18 protein-coding genes are annotated in these 20,211 nt (G+C 68.4%); 1 reads left to right on the top strand and 17 read right to left on the bottom strand.

Annotated elements, in window-relative coordinates:
* Nucleotides 1-80: 80 nt before the first annotated feature.
* The 14 genes from E1202_RS17080 to E1202_RS17015 form a co-directional block, all read right to left on the bottom strand.
* On the bottom strand, nt 81-1,277 hold the full coding sequence (locus E1202_RS17080; RefSeq protein ID WP_132684147.1) for an acyl-CoA dehydrogenase family protein: 1,197 nt from the start codon (nt 1,275-1,277) through the stop codon (nt 81-83).
* A 48-nt stretch (nt 1,278-1,325) separates the two neighbouring features.
* Nucleotides 1,326-2,708 (bottom strand): MFS transporter, encoded by a 1,383-nt coding sequence (locus E1202_RS17075; RefSeq protein ID WP_132684146.1) that lies wholly within the window; start codon nt 2,706-2,708, stop codon nt 1,326-1,328.
* A gap of 61 nt (nt 2,709-2,769) precedes the next feature.
* A complete protein-coding gene (locus E1202_RS17070) occupies nt 2,770-3,996 on the bottom strand; it encodes a CoA transferase (protein WP_132684145.1) in 1,227 nt (408 codons plus the stop codon).
* Complete coding sequence (locus tag E1202_RS17065; RefSeq protein WP_132684144.1) at nt 3,996-5,207, bottom strand: acetyl-CoA C-acetyltransferase; 1,212 nt, start codon at nt 5,205-5,207, stop codon at nt 3,996-3,998. The genes E1202_RS17070 and E1202_RS17065 overlap by 1 nt, the downstream gene beginning before the upstream one ends.
* Complete coding sequence (locus E1202_RS17060; protein WP_132684143.1) at nt 5,200-5,856, bottom strand: 3-oxoacid CoA-transferase subunit B; 657 nt, start codon at nt 5,854-5,856, stop codon at nt 5,200-5,202. Before E1202_RS17060 ends, E1202_RS17065 begins: the two co-directional genes overlap by 8 nt.
* Complete coding sequence (locus E1202_RS17055) at nt 5,856-6,599, bottom strand: CoA transferase subunit A (protein WP_132684142.1); 744 nt, start codon at nt 6,597-6,599, stop codon at nt 5,856-5,858. The genes E1202_RS17060 and E1202_RS17055 overlap by 1 nt, the downstream gene beginning before the upstream one ends.
* An 8-nt stretch (nt 6,600-6,607) precedes the next feature.
* Entirely contained in the window at nt 6,608-7,378 is a 771-nt protein-coding gene (gene pcaD, locus E1202_RS17050; protein ID WP_132684141.1) for a 3-oxoadipate enol-lactonase, read from the bottom strand.
* A complete protein-coding gene (locus E1202_RS17045) occupies nt 7,375-7,869 on the bottom strand; it encodes a nuclear transport factor 2 family protein (protein ID WP_207918711.1) in 495 nt (164 codons plus the stop codon). The genes pcaD and E1202_RS17045 overlap by 4 nt, the downstream gene beginning before the upstream one ends.
* Nucleotides 7,866-8,666 carry an adenylyltransferase/cytidyltransferase family protein gene (locus E1202_RS17040; RefSeq protein WP_235878552.1) on the bottom strand — a complete coding sequence of 267 codons (801 nt, stop codon included), beginning with the start codon at nt 8,664-8,666 and terminating at the stop codon, nt 7,866-7,868. The genes E1202_RS17045 and E1202_RS17040 overlap by 4 nt, the downstream gene beginning before the upstream one ends.
* Nucleotides 8,663-8,950: a muconolactone Delta-isomerase gene (gene catC / locus E1202_RS17035; RefSeq protein WP_132684139.1), complete on the bottom strand. Its 288-nt coding sequence runs from the start codon at nt 8,948-8,950 to the stop codon at nt 8,663-8,665. The genes E1202_RS17040 and catC overlap by 4 nt, the downstream gene beginning before the upstream one ends.
* Nucleotides 8,951-8,955: 5 nt before the next feature.
* Nucleotides 8,956-10,077 (bottom strand): muconate/chloromuconate family cycloisomerase, encoded by a 1,122-nt coding sequence (locus tag E1202_RS17030; RefSeq protein ID WP_132684138.1) that lies wholly within the window; start codon nt 10,075-10,077, stop codon nt 8,956-8,958.
* Between the two features lie 69 nt (nt 10,078-10,146).
* A complete protein-coding gene (gene catA, locus E1202_RS17025; RefSeq protein WP_132684137.1) occupies nt 10,147-10,992 on the bottom strand; it encodes a catechol 1,2-dioxygenase in 846 nt (281 codons plus the stop codon).
* 27 nt (nt 10,993-11,019) lie between these two features.
* Nucleotides 11,020-12,594: a 4-hydroxyphenylacetate 3-hydroxylase family protein gene (locus E1202_RS17020; RefSeq protein WP_132684136.1), complete on the bottom strand. Its 1,575-nt coding sequence runs from the start codon at nt 12,592-12,594 to the stop codon at nt 11,020-11,022.
* Nucleotides 12,595-12,658: 64 nt separating this feature from the next.
* Nucleotides 12,659-13,210, bottom strand: a complete 552-nt coding sequence (locus tag E1202_RS17015) for a flavin reductase family protein (RefSeq protein ID WP_132684135.1) — start codon at nt 13,208-13,210, stop codon at nt 12,659-12,661.
* Between the two features lie 152 nt (nt 13,211-13,362).
* Between E1202_RS17015 and E1202_RS17010 the strand changes: the two genes are divergently transcribed.
* Nucleotides 13,363-14,139 carry an IclR family transcriptional regulator domain-containing protein gene (locus E1202_RS17010; protein ID WP_235878550.1) on the top strand — a complete coding sequence of 259 codons (777 nt, stop codon included), beginning with the start codon at nt 13,363-13,365 and terminating at the stop codon, nt 14,137-14,139.
* Nucleotides 14,140-14,506: 367 nt separating this feature from the next.
* Here the strand turns inward: E1202_RS17010 and E1202_RS17005 are convergent, their stop codons facing one another.
* Genes E1202_RS17005 through E1202_RS16995 form a run of 3 tightly spaced genes read right to left on the bottom strand, consistent with a single transcriptional unit; the run spans nt 14,507 to nt 20,188 of the window.
* Complete coding sequence (locus E1202_RS17005; protein ID WP_235878548.1) at nt 14,507-19,096, bottom strand: RHS repeat-associated core domain-containing protein; 4,590 nt, start codon at nt 19,094-19,096, stop codon at nt 14,507-14,509.
* Nucleotides 19,097-19,131: 35 nt separating this feature from the next.
* Nucleotides 19,132-19,719 (bottom strand): YbaB/EbfC family nucleoid-associated protein, encoded by a 588-nt coding sequence (locus tag E1202_RS17000; protein WP_132684134.1) that lies wholly within the window; start codon nt 19,717-19,719, stop codon nt 19,132-19,134.
* A gap of 55 nt (nt 19,720-19,774) precedes the next feature.
* Complete coding sequence (locus E1202_RS16995) at nt 19,775-20,188, bottom strand: type VII secretion target (protein WP_132684133.1); 414 nt, start codon at nt 20,186-20,188, stop codon at nt 19,775-19,777.
* Nucleotides 20,189-20,211 lie beyond the last annotated feature (23 nt).

Raw genomic sequence — 20,211 nt, 5'->3', positions numbered from 1 at the left:
TCCGCACCCCCGATCGCGGCCGGTCCGCCCGATGGGCCGAGCGGTTCGAGACCGGTGGGTGCGCTGTGCCGGGAACGTCGTCAGCCGCGGGTCTTGTACTCGCGCAGCAGTCCGCGGCTGATGATCGTCTTCTGGATCTCGCTGGTTCCCTCGCCGATGAGCAGGAACGGCGCCTCCCTCATCAACCGCTCGATCTCGTACTCCTTGGAGTAGCCGTAACCGCCGTGGATGCGGAACGCGTCCTGCGTGACCTCCGCGCAGTACTCGCTGGCGAGCAGCTTCGCCATGCCGGCCTCGACGTCGTTGCGCTCACCCGAGTCCTTCAGCCGCGCGGCGTTGACCATCATCAGGTGGGCGGCTTCGACCTTCGTCGCCATCTCGGCGAGCTTGAACGAGATCGCCTGGTGCTGCGCGATCGGCTTCCCGAAGGTCTGCCGCTGCTGGGCGTAGTCGACGGCGAGCTCGAACGCCCGGATCGCGATCCCGCACGCCCGCGCCGAGACGTTCACCCGTCCGACCTCGATGCCGTCCATCATGTGCGAGAAGCCCTTGCCGGACTCGCCACCCAGGACCCGGTCCGCGCCGATCTCGAAACCGTCGAACACGGCCTCGGTCGTGTCGACTCCCTTGTAGCCCATCTTGTCGATCTTCCCCGGGATGGTCAGCCCGGGCGCCACCTCACCGAATCCCTCCGGCTTCTCGACCAGGAACGTCGTCAGGTTCTGATGCGCCTTCTCCGCGCCCTCGTCGGTCTTCGCCAGCAGCGCGATGAGGTTCGACGAGCCACCGTTGGTGAGCCACATCTTCGACCCGTCGATGGTGTAGGAATCGGCGGAGCGCTTCGCGCGGGTCTTGATCGCCGCCACGTCCGACCCCGTGTCGGGCTCCGACATCGAGAACGAGCCCCGCACCTCACCGGTGGCCATCCTGGGCAGGTAGTGCTGCTTCTGCTCCGGCGTCCCGTGCCGGGAGATCATGTGCGCCACGATGAAGTGCGTGTTGATCACGCCCGAGACGCTCATCCACCCGCGAGCGATCTCCTCGACGACCAGAGCGTAGGTCAGCAGCGATTCGCCCAGTCCCCCGAACTCCTCGGGGATGGTGATCCCGAAGAGCCCCATCGCCTTCATGCCCTCGACGATCTCCGCCGGGTACGCGTCCGTTCCCTCCAACTCCTGGGCGTGCGGGATGATCTCCTTGTCCACGAAGGCCCGCACGGTGGACAGGATCTCCGTCTGCACGTCCGTGAGTCCGTGCGTCTGAGCCAGCTTGGCCATTCTTCCTCCTGGCGAGGTTCGGCGGTTCTCATTCGTCGCGGCGGTCGGCTACCGCGCGGGCGAAGCGGTGTCGCCCTCGATCGGCCCTGCCGTCGGGGGTCGCGACCCCGCCAGCCCGCGCCGTGCCGTCTCCGGCGCGAACCAGCCACCGATCAGCGTGATGAGGCCGAGGCCGATCACGTACAGCGCGACCGGCCACGGTGCGCCGCCGGCGGTGGTGGAGAGCGCTACGGCGAGGAACGGCGCGAAACCGCCGAAGACCACGGCCGCGGCCTCGCGGCTGATCGCGGCACCGCTGTAGCGGGCCCCGGTGCTGAACAGCTCGGAGAGCAGCACGCCCTGGACTCCGAAGGCGATGCCCACGCTGCCGCCCTGCGCGATCGCCATGGCGAGCACGGCGAGCCCGGGGCGTCCGGTGTCGACGAGCCAGAAGAACGGGAACGCGAACGCGATGGCGAACCCGGCCCCTGCCATCAGCACCGGACGGCGGCCGAAGCGGTCGGACGCCAATCCCGCGAGCGGTGCGGTGATCATCACCGTGAAGCCGGCGATCACCAACCCCAGCGTCCCGATTCCGGGCGAGTATCCCTTCTCGTCCAAGTAGGACAGCGCGAACACCTGGTACAGGTGGCTCAGCGCGAGCGGCGCGGCGACCAGCGCGGCGACCAGGACCATGCTGCGCCACTGCGTGCGCAGCACCGTCCGCAACGGCCCCGGTGCGGTGTCGTCGTCAACGGCGATCTCGCGCTCGAACTCCGGGGTCTCGTCCAACCGGACGCGGATCCACAAACCCATCGCGACCAGCACCAGACTGGCCAGGAACGGGAGGCGCCAGCCCCACGACGCGAACTGCTCGTCCGTGGTCACCGCGGTGACGAGCAGGACCGCGGCCGAGGACAGGACCATGCCGAGGTACACGCCCGCCGCCGACAGGGAACCGTAGAGACCCCGCCGGTTCGGCGGCGCGTACTCCACGGCGAAGACCGACGCACCGCTGTACTCGGCACCCGACCCCATGCCCTGCAACAACCTCGTGATGACGAGCAGAGCCGGTGCCCCGACGCCGATGGTGGCGTGCGACGGGATGAGGGCCATCGCCGTGGTCGCCAGACCCATCACCAGCACGGTGGCGACGAGGGCCGGACGGCGTCCGTGCTTGTCCCCGATGCGACCGAAGACGACCGCGCCGACGGGACGTGCCACGAACCCGGCACCGAACGTCGCCAGCGACAGCAGGACCGCGACGGTCGGGTCCTGCGAGGGGAAGAACACCTCGCCGAACACCAGCGCTGCCGCCGCGCCGAAGAGGAAGTAGTCGTACCACTCCAGGGCGGACCCGAGCAGTGCGGCGCCGGCGACGCGGCGGAGCACCGCCCGGTCCGGGGCGTCGGACGCGGCCGGAGCGGGTCGCGTTCTCGGTTCGTCGGGCATCGAGCTGCTCCTCGTTCAGCGGGAGCCGAGCGGAGCTCCCGGGAATCTGTCCTCAGCGGATTCACCGCTGCGGGTCGCGGCGTTCGCCGATCACCTGCTGGTCGTGCAGCTCGCCGATCTCGGAGTCGCTGAGCCCGAGGACCTCGGCGAGCACTCGGTCGGTGTCGGCGCCGAGCACCGGTGCCGAGCCGGGTTCGCCGCGTTCGCCGTTCCAGCGCAGCGGGGACCGCGCGGTGATCCCCGTGGGACCGCCGGGAAGCGGCAGGTCGGCGAGCAGCGGATGCTCGCCACCGCGGTGCGCGGTGACCACGTCGGCCATGCCCTGGTAGCGACCCCACAGCGCCCTCGCCCGGTTGAGCTCGTCAGCGACCACCTCGGAATCCCTCTCCAGGAACCAGGGTTTGAGCACCGCGGCGATGGTCTCGCGCAGCCGGTAGCGCTCGGTCTCGTCGGTCAGGTCCACGTCGAACGCCTTCTCCAGCGCGGCGAACACCGATTCGGTCCCGGTGACGCTGACCAGCGCCTTCCACTGCGACGGGGTGAGCGCGACGACCATCACCCGCTTCCCGTCGGCGCAGGCGAAGTCCACTCCGAAGCTGCCGTAGACGTGGTTGCCGTGCCTCGTCCGATCCCGCCCGCTCTCCGCCGCTTCCGACAGCCACCCCAGGTTCGCCACCCCGGCCAGCGCCACGTCGGAGAGCGCGATCTCGCTGTAGACGCCCTCGCCGGTGCGTTCGCGCTGGTGCAACGCGGCGAGCACGGCCGTCGACACGCTCAACCCGGTGATCAGGTCCCAGGCCGGCAGCACGTGGTTGACCGGGGCGGATCCCTCTTCCCCGCCGGTGATCGCCGGGATGCCGACCTCCGCGTTCACCGTGTAGTCGACGGCGGGACGGCCGTGGGGGTAGCCCTGCACCCTGACGTGGATCAGGTCGGGCCGGCGGGCGGTGAGGACGTCGTTGGCCATCCACCGCCTGCCGACGACGTTGTCGACCAGCACACCGCGGTCGTCGCCGGGCGCCGTCGCGAGCGCCAGGACCAGTTCCCGCCCGCGCTCGCTGCGCATGTCGACGGTGATCGACTGCTTGCCCTTGTTCAGCGAGGCCCAGTAGTAGGAGTCGCCGGTGCCGCCGTGCGCGGCGGGCCAGCGCGCGTGGTCCGGGCCGCCGCCGATCGGGTCGATCCGGATCACCGAGGCGCCGAGCTGCGCCAACGTCATCCCCGCGGTGGGGCCGGCGACGAAGCTGGCGCACTCGACCACCCGCAGGCCTTCCAGCGGCCCGCCCATCAGACGCGCTCCACGATCGCGGCCAGCCCTTGACCACCGCCGATGCACATCGTCTCCAGGCCGTACCGGGCGTCGCGCTTGCGCATCTCCCTGGCGAGCGTGGCCAGGATGCGGCCGCCCGTGGCACCGACCGGGTGACCGAGGGAGATCCCGGAACCGTTGACGTTGAGGCGTTCGAAGTCGGCTTCGGTGAACTTCCACTCGCGGGTGCAGGCCAGCACTTGCGCGGCGAACGCTTCGTTCAGCTCGATCAGGTCGATGTCGGACAGCGTCAGGTCCGCGGCCTGGAGCGCCTTCGCCGCCGCGGGAACCGGCCCGATGCCCATCGTCGCGGGCGCCACCCCGCCCACGCCCCAGGACACGAGCCGCACCAGGGGGCGCAGGCCCAGTTCGGCGGCCTTCTCCGGGCTGGTGACGACGCAGATCGCGGCGCCGTCGTTCTGCCCGGAGGCGTTGCCCGCGGTCACCGTCGCCTCGCTGTCCTGGCGGCCGAGCACCGGCCGCAGCGCGGCCAGCTTCTCGGCGGTGGAACCAGGGCGGATGTGCTCGTCGGCGTCGACGACGGTGTCGCCCTTGCGGCCCGGCACCACGACGGGCACGAGCTCGTCGTCGAAGCGCCCCTCGGCATGCGCGGAGGCAGCACGCTGGTGCGAGCGCACCGAGAACTCGTCCTGCTCCGCGCGCGGGATCGAGTACTCCCGGCGCAGGTTCTCCGCGGTCTCGATCATGCCGCCCGGGACGGGGTGGTTCTCCCCTCCCGCCGTCACCCGGCCGCGGGCCAGCGCGTCGTGCAGCACGACGCCGGGCCCGCCCTGGGAGCCCCAGCGCATCGCGGTGGAGTAGAAGGGGGCGTTCGACATGGACTCCGCGCCACCGGCCAGCACGACCTCGGACGCTCCGGAGCGCACCTGCAGCGCGGCGTAGAGCACGGCCTGCAGGCCGGATCCGCAGCGCCGGTCGATCTGCGCTCCCGTCGCGCTGACCGGCAGCCCCGCGTCGAGGGCGGCGACCCGTCCGATCGCCGGGGCGTCCATCGTCGGGTAGCAGTTGCCCAGCAGCACGTCGTCGACGGCGGCGGGATCCAGCCCGGTCCGCTCGACGACCGCGCGGATCACCGCGGTCGCGAGGGTGTGCGCGGGTACGTCGCGCAGCCCACCGCCGAACGCTCCGACGGGGGTGCGCAGCGGTTCGCAGATGACGGCGTCACGCACGGGAGTCCTCCTCTCGCCGGCGCTCCCGCAGCGGAGCGGCGGTCTTGCCGCGGACCTCGTCCGCGTCGACACCGGGAGCGGTCTCGACCAGTTCGAGCCCGTCCGGGGTGACGTCGATGACGGCGAGATCGGTGACGATGCGGGTGACGCACCCCAGCCCGGTGATCGGCAGAGCGCACTCCTCGACGATCTTCGGCGAACCGTCCTTGGCGACGTGTTCCATCATCACGACGACCTTCTTCGCGCCGTGGACGAGATCCATCGCCCCGCCCATCCCCTTGATCACCTTGCCGGGGACGGCCCAGTTCGCGAGGTCACCGTTGGCCGCCACCTGCAACGCTCCGAGGACGGCGACGTCGAGCTTGCCCGCGCGGATCTGGCCGAAGGAGGACGAGGACTCGAAGAAGGCCGCTCCCGCGTTGACGGTGACGGTCTCCTTGCCCGCGTTGATCAGGTCGGCGTCGACCTCGTCGTCGTCCGGGTACGGGCCGACGCCGAGGATCCCGTTCTCGGCGTGCAGGATCACCGTCCGGCCCTCCGGGATGTGCCCGGGCACCAGCGTCGGCATGCCGATGCCGAGGTTGACGTAGGCGCCGTCGGGCAGGTCCTGGGCGACCTTCGCCGCCATCTCGTTCCGCGTGAGTGCCATCAGCGCACCGTCCTGAACTCGATCGGTTTGTCCACATCGGACACGTGGAGCACCCGGTCCACGTGGATGCCGGGCGTGTGCACGGAATCGGGGTCGATCTCACCGGGCTCGACGAGGTGCTCGACCTGAGCGATCGTGATCCGTCCCGCCGCGGCGCAATCGGGGTTGAAGTTGCGCGCCGACCGCCGGTAGACGAGGTTGCCGTGCCGGTCGCCCTTCCAGGCGTGCACCAGCGCGAAGTCGGGCACCAGCGCGCGTTCGAGCACGTAGGCGACGCCGTCGAACTCGCGGACCTCCTTGGCGGGCGACATCACCGCGACCGAGCCGTCCTGCGCGTGCCGCCACGGCAGCCCGCCTTCGGCCACGAGCGTCCCGACACCGGCGGGCGTGTAGAAGGCGGGGATGCCCGATCCGCCCGCGCGCAAGCGTTCGGCGAGGGTGCCTTGGGGCGTCAGCTCGACCTCGAGCTCTCCCGCGAGGTACTGCCGGGCCATCTCCTTGTTGTTGCCGATGTAGGACCCGATCGTCCGCCGGATCCGCCCGGCCGGGAGCAGGGTTCCCAGGCCGAACCCGTCCACGCCCAGGTTGTTCGAGATCGTCTCCAGGTCCGTCGCGCCCTGCTCCAGCAACGCGGCGATCAGCGCGGTGGGCACTCCGCACATCCCGAACCCGCCGACGGCGATGGACGATCCGTCACCGATGTCGGCGACGGCCTCGGCCGCCGTCTGCACTGTCTTGTCCATGTCGGCTCCTACTCGGTGGCGGCGAGGTGCGCGGTGAGCAACTCGTTGACCTGCTCGGGTCTCTCGGCGTTGAGCAGGTGCGCGGAGTCGTCGACGACCTCGAACCGGCCGTGCGCGACGGTCTCGGCGATGAGCCGGACCATCTCGGGCGGCGTCGCGGGATCTTCGGCGCCCGCGACGGCGAGCACGGGCACCGTCACCTCGGCCAGCCGCTCGCGGACGTCGAACGCCGAGATCGCCTCGCAACAACCGGCGTAGCCCTCGGTCGTGGTGGCGCGCAGCATGTCCAGCAGCCGCCGCGCCTCATCGGTCTCGGCGAAGGACCGGACGAACCAGGTGCCGGGACGGCTGGGCACCATCGCCTCGGTGCCGTCGGCCCGGACGGCGGCGGCGCGTTTCGGCCAGCTCCCCGGATCGGCGAACCGGGCGGCCGAGGCCAGCACCGCGAGGCTCAGCACCCTGCGCGGCTGGTCGAGGGCGAGCTGCTGGCCGATGGCGCCCCCGATGGACACCCCGGCGTAGTGGAAGCGGTCGATGCCCAGCCGGTCCACCAGCGCGATGACCTCCTCGGCCATGCCCGCCATCGTGAGCGGACCGCCAGGAACCGGGCTCCCACCGTGTCCCGGCAGGTCGAAGCGCAGGATCCGGTAGCGGTCGGCGAGCGCGTCCACCTGGGCGTCGAACAGGTGCAGGTCGGTGCCCAGCGATGGTCCGAGGACCAGGACGGGTGCGGAGTCCGGACCGTCGATCCGGTGGTGCAGCGCGGTTTCGGTGGTCACGCGAAGGGCCTCCCCGGGTAGGTCGCGGCAGCGGACGCGACGGTGAAGCGGCCGTGGTCCCAGCCGTCGGCGAGCGGGACGAAGTAGTCGAAGGACACCTGCTTGGAGGCGTAGCGCCAGTTGCCGTCGACACGCCGCAGCGAGTCGGTGTACCGACCGGCCGCGATGTGCGGGACGCCGTCCTGCACGCAGGGCTGCCACAGGAACGACCGCGCCCGCGCGGTGTCCTCGCCTTCCAGGGTGATGTCGAGGTTGGTCACGTGGTGCCAGAACGCGGTGAGCCCGGCGTCGGCGAGGCCGGCGAAGAACGCCCTCAGTTCGGCGTGGCCGGTCGCGCGGGCCAACCCGACGAACTCGCCGTCCTCGGTGAACAGCGAGACCAGCGCGTCCCAGTCGCCGTCGTCGAGCGCGCGGCAGTAGCGCGCGTCCAGGTCGCGGATGGCTTCCCGCGCCTCCAGCCTGGCGATCCTGCGCAGCACATCGTCGTTCACGATCCGCCTCCCGCTCGTTCGAGGAAGGTGACCGCGGCTGCTCCTTCGCCGGAGGTGCCGTCCGCGACGCGCACCGAGTCGTCGCGGACGTCGACGAGAACGGCTCTGCCGTTCAGCGTCGCGCGGTAGCGACCGGGCGGCGGCAGGGCGGTGTTCGGGGCGAGGACGATCCGGTCACCCGCGCGCACCCCGTCGACCCGGTGCGGGCGGCCCAGCGCGCGGGTCACCCCGGGCAGATCCCCGGAGCGCAGGCAGTTCCGGGTGTAGGTCGACGAGCACGCGGTGTTGTTCGCGGGCAGCAGCGGAACGCCCTCGACGGAGAAGCCCAGGGCCGCACCGAGTTCGCGCAGGGTGTCGACGTCGCCCGCCGCCCTGGCTCCGAAGGTGAAGTTGGCGCCGACGACGACGGCCTTCGCCCTGAGCCGACCGGCGAGGCAGTGCGCGGCGAAGGTCTCGGGGCTCAGGCCGGCCAGCTCGCGGGTGAAGCGCAGCACGCACACCGCGTCGACCCCCGCAGCCGCGGCGAGCTCGGCGCGATGGGCGATCGTGGACAGCGTCGCCGTGTCCTTGGGCAACCCGAGCACCCTGGCCGGGTGCGGGTCGAAGGTCACCATGACCAGCGGCAGACCCCGCTCGTCGGCGGTGCGCCGGGCCTTGTCGATCAGGCTGCGGTGACCCCGGTGCAGCCCGTCGAACACCCCGATCGTCAGCACGGTCGGACCGAGATCGGGCGGTACGTCGTCGAGGCCGTGCCAGAGCGTCGCCCGCGCCTGCCGGGATCGCAGCGCGGCGCTCACGACTGGGCCTTCAGGTCCGACGGGTGGATCGCCAGCGGCGTGACCTTGATCCTCATGTACGGGAACAGCGGCAACGACGACAGCAGAGCGTGCAGGGTGTCGCCCGAATCGACGTCGAAAACGCTGATGTTGCTGTACTCCCCGACGATCCGCCAGAGGTGCGGCCAGACGCCTGAGCGCTGCAGTTCCAGTGCGCGCGCCTTCTCCTCGGCGACGAGCTCCGCGCGGCGATCCGGGTCGAGGTCGTGCGGGATCGCGACCTCCATGTGGACGTGGAAAAGCATCGAGATCAGCTCCTTCGGAAGGCCCGGACCTGGGCCGGGTCCAGTTCGACGCCCAGTCCCGGGCCACCGGGCAGGTGCAGCCCGTCGGCGTCGTAGACGAGCGGTTCCACGAGCATTTCTTCGGCCAGCAGCAGGGGGCCGAACAGTTCGCTCCCCCACGCGCTCGCCGGGTTGGCGCACGCGGCGTGCAGCGAGGCCGCCGTGCCGATCGGGCTCTCGATCGACGTCGCCGCGTAGCAGGGGATCCCGGCCGCGGCGGCGACCTCACCGATGGCCCGGCTCGCGCGCAACCCGCCGGATTTGGTGGTTTTGACCGCGAAGATCCCGGCGGCCCCGGATTGGGCGAGTCGCAGCGCGTCGGCGGGGGTGCGCAGGCTCTCGTCGGCCATCACCGGGATCGGCAGCGCGGCGGCGATGGCGGCCATCGCGTCGACGTCGTGCCCCGGCACCGGCTGCTCGACCATCTCCACGCCGGCCTCGGCCAGCGCCGGGAGGTGGGTCAAGGACGTCAGCCGGTCCCAGCGGGCGTTGATGTCGACCCGCACGCCGGCGACGTCAGCGAGCTTCTCCGCGACGCCGAGGACCCGGTCGACGTCGTCGGCCGGATCCAGCGCGCCCATCTTCAGCTTGAACGACGTGTGCAGCCCGGAGTCCAGCTTCGCCAGCGCCTCATCGACGACGACGTCGGCGGCCTCGGCGCCCAGCGCCCAGGTCACCGCGACGCTGTTCCGGACCGCCCCGCCGAGCAGGGTGTGCACCGGAACGCCGAGGTGGCGCGCCCAGGCGTCGTGCAGGGCGACCTCGACGGCGTTCTTGGCGAACAGGTTCGCCGCGACGACGTCCGCGCAGTCACGCAGGATCGCCGGAACGTCGTCGACGCGGCGGCCGAGCAGCACCGGCGCGAGGTACTTCTCGACGATGACCTGCATGGTCTCGACGGATTCGCCACCCCACCACGGGCCTCCGGGAACGACTCCCTCACCGACTCCCGCGACACCACCGGCGGTCCGGACGAAGACGTAGAGCAGCGGCTGCGTGCTCATGCCGGTCCTGGCGAAGCGGTGCGCGCGGCGCATGGGGACGTCGACGATCACCGTCTCGACGGCGTCGATCCGCAGGTCGGTCATCGAGTCCTCTCCTTTCCAACGGGGGTGAACGCCGAGCCGGGTGTCGTCGCACCCGGCTCGGCGCCGGTCTCACACGGGTTCGAGCGTGAAGTCGTAGGTCACGGCGCGCTTCCCGTCCCCGCTGTCGGTCGGGTCGAGGATCAGATCCGGCTTGGTCGCGGACGCGACGTCGCTGTCGAGCCACTCCCCGCCGCGGAAGTAGAGCTGCGTGGTGATCGTCCGGTACCCCGGCGCGCGAACCATCAGGTGCAGGTGCGCCGGACGCCACGGGTGCCAGCCCGCGGCCTCGATCAACGCACCGGTCGGCCCGTCGGTCGGGATCTGGTACGCGGCCGGTTCGATCGTGTGGATGTCGAACCGGCCCCGGTCGTCGGCGACGACGACACCGCGCAGGTTGCCGTCCGGCAGGTGCGGGGCGAACCCGGAGTAGTAGCCCTCCTCGTCCGCGTGCCAGATGTCGAGCTCCGCTCCGGGGACCGGGTTGCCCTCGGTGTCCCGGACCTGCCCGGTGAACAGCAGCTCCGTGCCCTTCTCGTCAGGACGCCGGGGCAGCGTTGCCGGGGTGTCGAGCCGGGCCTGGTCGGGCAGGTAGTACGGGCCGAGGATCGAGCCCTTGGTGCCCTCCTGGTCCTCGGCGGCGACGTCCTCGACGACGTGCTCGACGAACACGTCGAGGATCAGCGGCCACTCGCCGCCCTCCCCCACGTCGATCAGGTACTTCTTGGCGGCCTGGAACTCGTCGTAGCTGACCTTCTTCGACCGGATCGTGGCGTGGATCCCGGCCAGCAGTTCGGTGACGACCTCCGAAACGCGTTCCTGGGAGACCGCGGGACCGTTGGACCGGCTGGCGCGGAACGCCTTGGTGGCCGAGTCGCCCGAGCCCGCGGCGGTCGGTGAGTCGTGCGTAGCGGTCATGATGCGCTCCTCGAGACGACCGGCGCGTCAGCGCTTGCCGATGATGGACACGTCGTCGGGGTTGATCAGGTCGGGAACCTGCCAGCCCTCGAGGTCGTACTCGGACATGCACTGCTGGGCGAAGTCCTTCAAGTAGTCGCTGGTGCCCGACATCTCGGCGTCGGCGACCATCTCGGCTCGCACCCCTTCGTGGTTGCCCGCGTAGTTGCGCTCGTAGAGCTCGTGGCGGGAACCGAACTCGGAGCCGATCGAGTCCCAGATCAGCTTCATCAGCTTGACGCGGTCCACCGCCGAGTAGTCGTTCGAGCCGCGCACGTACTTGTCCAGGTACGGACGCACGCTCGGGTCCATGAAGTCCGTGGCGTGGCTGGGCAGGTAGATCAGCGAGGAGCCGAGGTCCTGCATGATGATCTCGCGCACCCGCGGGTAGCCGACGGTCATGAACCAGCGGTAGGCCATGCCGTACTCGTGCTTGGGCAGGACGGTGCCGCCGAGCCACTCCTCCGGGTTGGCCGCCATGGCGTCCGAGAGGCCCCAGAACAGGTTTCGCCACGCGAGCACCTCGCCGACGCGCGTCTGCACCCCGCGGAAGTCCTTGGTACCGGTGGCTTCGAGGCCCTTCATCAGCAGGCCGGCGAGGAAGTCCAGCTTCACCGCGAGGCGGGTCACGCCCTGGAAGGTGAAGCGGTGCAGGAACCCCGATGCGGGGACGAAGCTCGACGCCTTCTCCGGGTCGCCGTAGACGAAGACGTTCTCCCAGGGGATCAGCGTCTTGTCGAGGACGAAGATGGTGTCGTTCTCGTCCAGGCGGCTGGAGAGCGGGTAGTCGAACGGGCTGCCCATGACGCCGGACTGCTGCGAGTAGGACGGGCGGCAGATCAGCTTCATCCCGGGCGCACCCATGGGAACGGTGCAGACCAGCGAGTACTCGCGCTTCTTGATCGGCAGACCGTAGTGGGCCAGGAAGTTGAAGTGGGTGATCGCCGAGCCGGTGGCCACGACCTTCGCCCCGGACACCACGAGACCCTTGTCGTTCTCCTCCTCGACGTGCATGAACACGTCCGCGACCTCGTCCGGGCCGCGGTGGCGGTCGACCGGTGGGTTGACGATGGCGTGGTTCCAGTAGAGGACCTTCTCCTGGGACTCGGTGTACCAGCGCCGGGCGTTGTCGGCGTAGGGGTCCCAGAATTCGGGGTTCGCGCCGAGGGTTCCGAGGAAGCTGGCCTTGTAATCGGGGGAACGACCCATGAAGCCGTAGGTCATCCGGGCCCACTCGGCGATGGCCGCCTGGTCCTTCTTCATGTCCTCGGCCGAGTGCGGAGCCCGGAAGAAGGGATGGGTGAACCCACCGTTGCCGGTGTCGGTGGGAACGGTCAGCACGTCCTGCTTGGCCGGGTCGTGCAAGGCGTCGTAGAGCCGAGCGGTCATCCGCACCGCGTTGCGGAACGCCGGGTGCGTGGTGACGTCCTTGACCTTCTCGCCGTACAGGTGGACCTCGCGGCCGTCCTTGAGGCTCTCGATGTACTCGTCGCCGGTCAAAGGCTTGTTGACGCGACCGTTCGTCGCGGCTGACGTGTTCGCGGCATCCTGCTGCAGCGTCATTGCTGCCTCCTCGCCTGTCGTGAACTGGAGGTGAAAGGACTTCGGGATGGATGGGCGGGTCGGCTCAGCTGGAGCCGGTGATCGACCCGGCGACGAAGGTGACGCCGCCCGGCCCGTCGACGGAGTCGTCCCAGAGCAGCGGCGCGTGCCCGTCGCCGAGGTGGTGGAACTTCCCGGTGTGGAACAACAGGGGTCGCCCGTCGTGGATGAGGAACTCCTGCACTTCGCCCAGGTAGAGGACGTGGTCGCCGCCGTCGTAGGACCGCCAGGGCACGCAGGCGACGTGCGCGAGTGTGCCGTCGAGCCGCGGGGTGCCGCAGGCGCTGTCCGGCGCCCACCGCACCTCTTGGCTCGGCTTGCCCGCGAAGTGCAGCGCGAGGTCCTTCTGGCTCGACTCGAGCACGTTGACCGTGAACGGCCGCGCGTCGATCAGCCCGCACAGGCGGGAACGTCGATCGAGGGACACCAGCACCAGCGGCGGGTCCAACGACACCGCCGTGAACGCGTTCACGGTGGCGCCGTGCGGATTCCCGTCCTCACCGCTGCAGGTGATGACGGTGACCCCGGTGGTGAAGTGCCCGAGGCACCGGCGCAGTTCCTTCGGATCGATCGCCATTGACCTACCTCCACGCCTGCACGCTGTGCGTGCAACATGTACGTAAAGCGTGCAGAGAGAGTGGCACAGCGCACCCCGGCCGTCAACAGCGATCCGGCTCCTCCCCTCGGGCGAACCGCTGTGCAGGACCCGCGCTGTGGGACGATGCGCAGGTGAACGACGTGCAGATCGGAGCCCAGGACCGCATCCAGAGCATCGAGCGCGGATTCGCAGTACTGCTGGTGTTCGACGCCGAGCGGCGGAACCCGAGCTTGATCGAGATCGCGAAGGCGACCCAGCTGTCCCGGCCCGCCGTACGTCGAATCCTGCTGACGCTGCAGCACCTCGGTTACGTCCGGCCGACCGGCGGGAGCCACTGGGAGCTCACGCCGCGGGTGCTGACCATCGGCCAGCACTTCACGACGTCGAGCGCGGTCGTAGCGGTCTCCGAGCCGCACATGAGCCGCTTGGTGGAGGAAACCCAGGAATCGGCTTCCCTGTCGGCGATGGACGGCAGCGATGTCGTGTACCTCGCGCGCGTTCCCGCCAAGCACGTGCTCAACATCAACGCCACGGCGGGCACCCGCGTGTCCGCCCACGCCACGTCGATGGGACGCGTGCTGCTGGCGGCGCAACCTCCCGAGTTCGTCGAGCAGTACCTGGCCGAGCACGGGTTGCGACCGCTGACCCGGCACACCGTCACCAATCCCGACCAGTTCCGCAACACGCTTGCGCGGGTGCGCGAACGAGGCTGGTCGCTGGTCTCCGAAGAACGCGAGATCGGCCTGATCGCCGCCTCGGCTCCGATCCGCAACCACACGGGCCAGGTGATCGCGGCGCTGTCGTCGTCGACGTCCACGGGCCGCATGAGCCCCGAGCGGGTCGAACGCGACCTCGTCCCGGTCCTCGTCCGCATCGCCGACGAGATCAGCGAGGAGCTCGGCGCCTGACGGCGAGCCGCCGGACGGATCCGACCCGCGCGGGCGCGACGCGCCGAACGGGCACCATCACAGGTGGTCGACCCCGACGCTGCTCCCGCCACAAGTGTCGTCGTGGGGAATGACCGCGCGGTCGTTCGACGGAGCGCGAGAGAAGACATCACGAGCGGAGCGCCGTGGGCGTTCGCAGTCTGTGAAGAACACTCCCCCGCAACAACAGGAAACCGGTCACCGAAGACGTTGCAGCCCCGGCCGGGCCAGAGCCTTCCTCCAGAAGGAACGAGTCCGCCGCTGGATGGACCGCATCACAGCCACAGTCCTCCGTCAGGCCTCGGCGTCAAGCTCGCCGCCGAGGCCTGAGCGACGAGGCTACAAGGAGTCATGAACCCGAAGGCGGCTGATTCGCGTAGGTTTGCCGCCAGTTTGGATCAATTTCGTCCATCTGTGCAGCGAACATGTCTGCCTGGTACTTCTTCTTCACGTCAGCCGTTGATTCACGCTGCCCCGTAGGAGTTTCATCGAGCAGGTCGTACGTCCTCGTGAATCCACCGTCAGGGTTCTCCGGTGGGTTAATCCGATACTCCAGAGTTCTTCCGTTGACCGTGGTGGTCGTAATCGGGGCACCGAAATCTTCGACCCCGTACCTCCGCAGCTGATCCTCAGCCTTTTTGTGCTGGAGGTTGGTGTTCTGGGTACCTGGCTCCAAGTTGTCGCGACGCTGAGCCCTCTCGCCGTGAATAGCATACTGTTCAGCCAGATGAAGATGCGCAGTACGAGTTTGAGGTGCTACCGGCGTTCCACGTCTATTGAGCATATCGCGCGCCGATTCGCCGCCCATTACAGCATTTTGATTTCGATTCGGGTTGTTGACCCGATGAGCGATGTCATCCCTAGTATTGGGGGTGCTTCCTGCCTCTCGGCAGTTCATGAGCCCAAGCGGGTCAATCCAGCCCGTAGGATTGAGCACGTAGGAGTGCGGATTGGGAGAAGGAGTGAGGCCGAGCGGGTCTTGGGTGACGTAACGACCCGTGGACGGATCGTAGTATCGATACAAGTTGTAATGCAGACCAGTCTCAGCGTCGAAGTACTGGCCCGGAAAACGCAGCGGGGTCTCCACACCGGTACGGCTATCTTCGACAGTGCGTCCCCACAACGTCGCGCGATGGAACCACACGATCTCGCCTTGATCATTTACAAGCTCTGTCGGAGCGCCGACCAGGTCAGTCACGACGGCGTGGAACTGTTCGTCGACCCACTCATCAGAGCTTCTCATCACACGCTCAGCCTGGGTCAACGGCCGGAACGTGTCCGGTTCGTAGTCCCAAACCGTGACCCGAGGACCACCAGGACCTGCGTCGAATTTGGCTTGCTCGACCATCACCGGGCCGTCCCATGTGAAGTCAACTCTCTCGACGACCGAACCATCGCGGCTGAGGCGCTGTTTAGCGATCCGGCGCCCCATCGCGTCATACTGGTACCGCCAGTTCGAGCCGTCAGAAGTCAAGACGGAGACGAGCCGGTTCTCAGCATCCCAGAAGTATCGGCACGAATCTCCTTCGCGAGACCGCTGACGAAGTACGAGTCGGCCTTGATCATCATGTTCATAACTGACGTTGCCTGCGCTGCGGATGAGAGATCCGGCGTAAACCCGCTCACCGAGCGCGTCCTGTTCGAACTGCGTTGGCCAACTGGCCTGGGAGACGTTGCCCGCAGCATCGTAGGCGTAACGCTCGCTCCACCCGGCAGCGTGCACCCCGAGCACCCGGCCCACCTTGTCCAGGACGAATGAGCGCGGTCCGGTGATCTGGTCGTTCAGCTCCGTGAGCAGTCCATCCGCGCGATAAGTGAATGAACGATGCTGGTTCTGGTGCCCGGCCCCGCTGAAGATCGTCTGCGTCTGGAGTTGGTGATTCGGCAACCATGCTTGATTGAGCACCATGCCCGCACCGAGCGTCCTTCTCACTTCTCGGCCGAGGTGATCATATTCGAAGAGCAGTGACCGACCAGCGGTGTGCAGCGCAACCGGCTGGTCCCTCGCATCGTATTCCCACGCACTCTCCGCGCCTGACGGAGTTCGCCGCCGGATTCGCCGCCCTGCCGCATCGTATGCGGAGTGCACAGTACGACCGTTGATCGTTTCGGCGATCACCCTGCCCGCCGGGTCGCGTTGGAAGGAAACTCGACTTTCCCCTTCGACCGCCTCCAGGAGTAGGCCAGCGTCATCGTAGGTGAACCTCGCAATCACGGGCTCGCTACGGCGTTCAACCATGTTCCCGATCGCGTCGTAGCGGAACTGTGTCGCCCCACCGGATCCGTTGACGCGCTCGATGAGCTGTCCCGCCCCGTCATAGCGGTATTCGACTGTCGATCCGCTGAAATCGGTCTCCCGCACCAGTCTTCCCGCCGGGTCGTAGTCATAACTCCACACGAGCCCCAGCGGGTTGGTCACGCCGATCAAACGCATTTCCGTGTCGTAGGCGAACTCAAGACGGGTACCGTCCGGACGGACCTCGGCTGCGATCAGGTCGAAGTGGGTGGTCTCGGTTCTGGTGACGCCACCCAGTGCATCTACCTGAGCCCGCAAGTTGCCTTCACTGTCGTAGTTTCGTTGTTCGGTCGTGCCGTCACGTAGTTGACGCCAGGCGAGCTTGCCGTCGACCGTGTAACCAAACCGATCCACGCCACCCTCAGAGTCGATGATCGCGGCGACCCGGCCGAACCGATCCCGCTCATACCGGGTCACGGCCCCGGCTGGATCCACGAATGTCGTCGGCAAACCATTGCCGTCTGTCTCGACGCGTTGGGTACGACCAAGGGCATCAGTGACCGCGGCGAGATGCCCTTGCTCATCGTAGGTGTACGTGGTGGCCGCGCCACTGGCATCAGTGGACCTCGTGAGGTTCCCGCGCTCGTCATACTCGTGATGCGACACTGTGCCGTCCGCGTCGATCAACGTGACCGGCAGTCCGAATCCATTGCGCTCACAACGGACCTGACTCCCGTCCGGGCGAGTGATCGCGCAGAGGTTACCTACCTCGTCATAGTCGTAGCGAACGCTGCGTCCCAGGGCATCTGTGCGGCGCAGCAACCGACCGTAAGCGTCCCACTCAGACTCAGTAGCGTTGCCCAGCGGGTCTACTTCCTTGACAACCTGACCGACTTCGTTCAAGAAGAACGCAGTCTGCTGCCCGAGCGAGTTCGTCCATCGCGTCACACCGTCCTCATAGGACATGGCGCCGCTGAGGAAATCGCCGGCTGCGTCACCACGCACCACGCGGCCCTCGTGGTCGTAGCTGAAGCGGTACCAGGATTCGTTGCGGTCAGTCCAGCTCGTGAGCCGGCCCGCGTCGTCATAGGTGAAGCGGAGCGGGTGCCCGGAGGCGTTGATGACCTCGGACAGCCGACCGTGCTGGTAGCTATACCGCATCAGCGTCAGATCGGCACCGTTGTCGGCCCCGCACAGGTGCAGGGCCGTGATCAGACCATCCTCGGAATCAACTCGAATGCGGTAGCCGCCACTGTGTCGGATCTCAGTCGGCACCCCGGCCTCATCGCGGTCGAACTCGATGCGGTGCCCGTTGCGGTCCGTGATCGCGAGCAGCGGCAACACCGCACCTCCGCTGCCGAAATGCAGGGTCTGGCCCTGCTCCGCGACAGTGATCGTGTAACCCTCGTCGGTCACCGCGAGTGGCTTCTGCGGTCCCACCTGCGGCAAGGACACGGGTGTCGGGTGCGGATAAAACAGCAGCGTGCCGTCGTCGCCCGCGAATGACACCCCTTGCGCATCCACCTCCAGCCGCTGGTCCAGAGTGGACGCCCAACTGGCACCGAAGAACCGCCCAACCCGGTACGACGACAAGTGCAACCGGCGTAGGACCAGCGGCAACACGCCTGTCATCGCCACGTCCGTCTGAGGCAGCACAGCATCGCCACTGGCTACGTCAATGGGGTCGCCTGTGGTGCACTTGTTCTTGTCCGGCGTCGCTTCCCTCTTCGCGCCGCGGTTGTTGTCCCGGATGTTCGGCTGCTTCGCACCCGCTGCATTCGTGCCCGCCGGGTCAATCGACCTCGAATTGTTTCCCTGCCCGCCGTTCGAGTCGTTGTTGTCGGGCGACCGATCGGCCGACTGCTGATTGGTGTTGTTCGAACCGCCCGTGGGCTTGTTGTCGGCGTTCGCGGCGTTCGTCGAGGCTGGGCCGTCGTTCTTGCTGTTGTCGGCCTTGATCTTGTCCAGGGCCTTCTTGGTGTCTCCGAAGGAGTCGCCGAGCTTCTGGAGCATGGGCGAGAGCTTCTTCATCGCCTGGATGAGCTTGGTGGTGATGTCGGCGATGCGGGCCGCGACCTTGGCGACCTCGGCGACGACCTGGGGCACGACCCACGCCAGGGCGATGCCCAGCGTGCAGACGACCTGCAGCGCCCAGCTGATCAGGTGGCCGACGAGTTCGGCGATGATGTCGCGCACCAGCGTGCGCACCGCGGCGACGACCTCACCCGCCGTTCCGATGCCGTCCGCTGCGCCGTCGGCGGCGGACTTGGCCGCGGCGATCAGGTTCGCGGTGTCCTCGCTGCGCTTGCGGTAGGCGTCGCCGGCATCGCCCAGCCAGCTGGCCGTGTCGGCCTTGACCAGGTCTTTCATCTCGGTGTTGATGGCTTCGAGCTCGGCCGAGACGTTCTTCCACGTCTCCGAGTGAGCCTTGATCTCGTCCGGATCGCCGGTCAGCGAGTCCAGGGCGTCCGAGACCGGTCCGACGTGCTCGATCAACCATCCGACACCGGCGGAGAAGATCGCGCCGAACGGGTCCAGCGCCATGCCCAGCGCGTCCAGTCCGGTCCCGACCGCGCCCAGGACGCCGGCGGCCCAATCACCGGACTCGATCGCCTTCTGCGTGTCGGCGACCGACTCGGCGATCTGGATACCGCTGAACGACTGCGTCGAGTCCTCGCGCTGCGCCACCAACGGATTCGTCACTACAACCCCCAGAACAAGAAATCAGGTAGGAGAACTCAGTCGCGCAGCGGGTCGAAGTCCGGGCCGAACTCGTCGTCGTCCTCGTCTTCGAAGCGCGGTCGCCTCGGCTGCGCCGGAGGTGCCGTCGGTGCTGCCGGAGCGGCGGGCGGAGCCGGGGTTTCGTCGTCCTCGGCGGGGCCGTCCCACTTCGAGGAGGTCTCCTCCTCGACCTCGTCCTCCGGCTGCTCCGGGAACCGCTCGCGCAGGTTGTCCAGCATCATCGAGCGGGTCTGCTGGTCCTCGTCGCCGAGGGTCGCGGCCATGGTCTCGCCGACCTTGCCCGCGATGTCGGCCTGCGCGCGGTGCATCGTCGACAGGATCTGCGCGGCGAGCTCGTTCGGCGGCATCGAGCGGATCTTGTCGGTGAACTCCAGGTCGGTCACGCTGCCGTCGGCGCGCACCGTCACCTTGATGCGCCCGTCCGGGCTGCTGGCCGACAGCCGCAGCTGCTCGGTCTGCGCCTGGACTTCCTGGTACCGCTGGGCTTTCTCGGCGAACCCCTGCGCCCACTGCTGGATGCGACGTTCCGCTTCATCGGGGTCGGCCCCCGCGACCGCGAATCCCCCCGAGCTCTGGCCCGTCATCGCACGACCTCCGTCGACATCTCGAAATCCTCGGTGTTCTGTGTGAACCGGCCGGTCAGGCCGGTGTGCCGCGCTCCGGATCCATCACCGGAGTCCCCTGCTGCTGCGGGGTTCCCACCGGCGGGACTCCGCGCAGCGCCACGGCCGACCGGTTCACCTTGACCGCCTCGTCGAACGTCTTGAGCGAATCGGCGTTGGCGTCATCGGTGTCCAGGTAGTCCTTGGCGGTGGAGCGCACGTTGTCGGCCGTGACGGTGATGCCTTCCTTGGCCGCCTTCAGCGCGTTCATCCCCTCCTCCTCCATCGGGTTGACGATGGGCGGCAGGAAGGAGCACAGCAGCCCGTAGGCCTCGTCGGACATGCTGACGGCTTGGGCCGCCGAGATCGCGGTGTCCAGCCGGTCGGTGAGGCCGTCCAGGTGGCTGGCGTGCGCGGTCAGGTCTTCTGCCTGGACGTTGAACGACGTCATGAGCTCCCCCGGCTTCTTCGTGT

The organism is Saccharopolyspora karakumensis (assembly GCF_004349225.1).
GTDB classification, from domain to species: Bacteria; Actinomycetota; Actinomycetes; order Mycobacteriales; family Pseudonocardiaceae; genus Saccharopolyspora; species Saccharopolyspora endophytica.
Note: the sequence above shows the minus strand (reverse complement) of the source record. Positions and strands in the feature narration are given on the sequence as shown.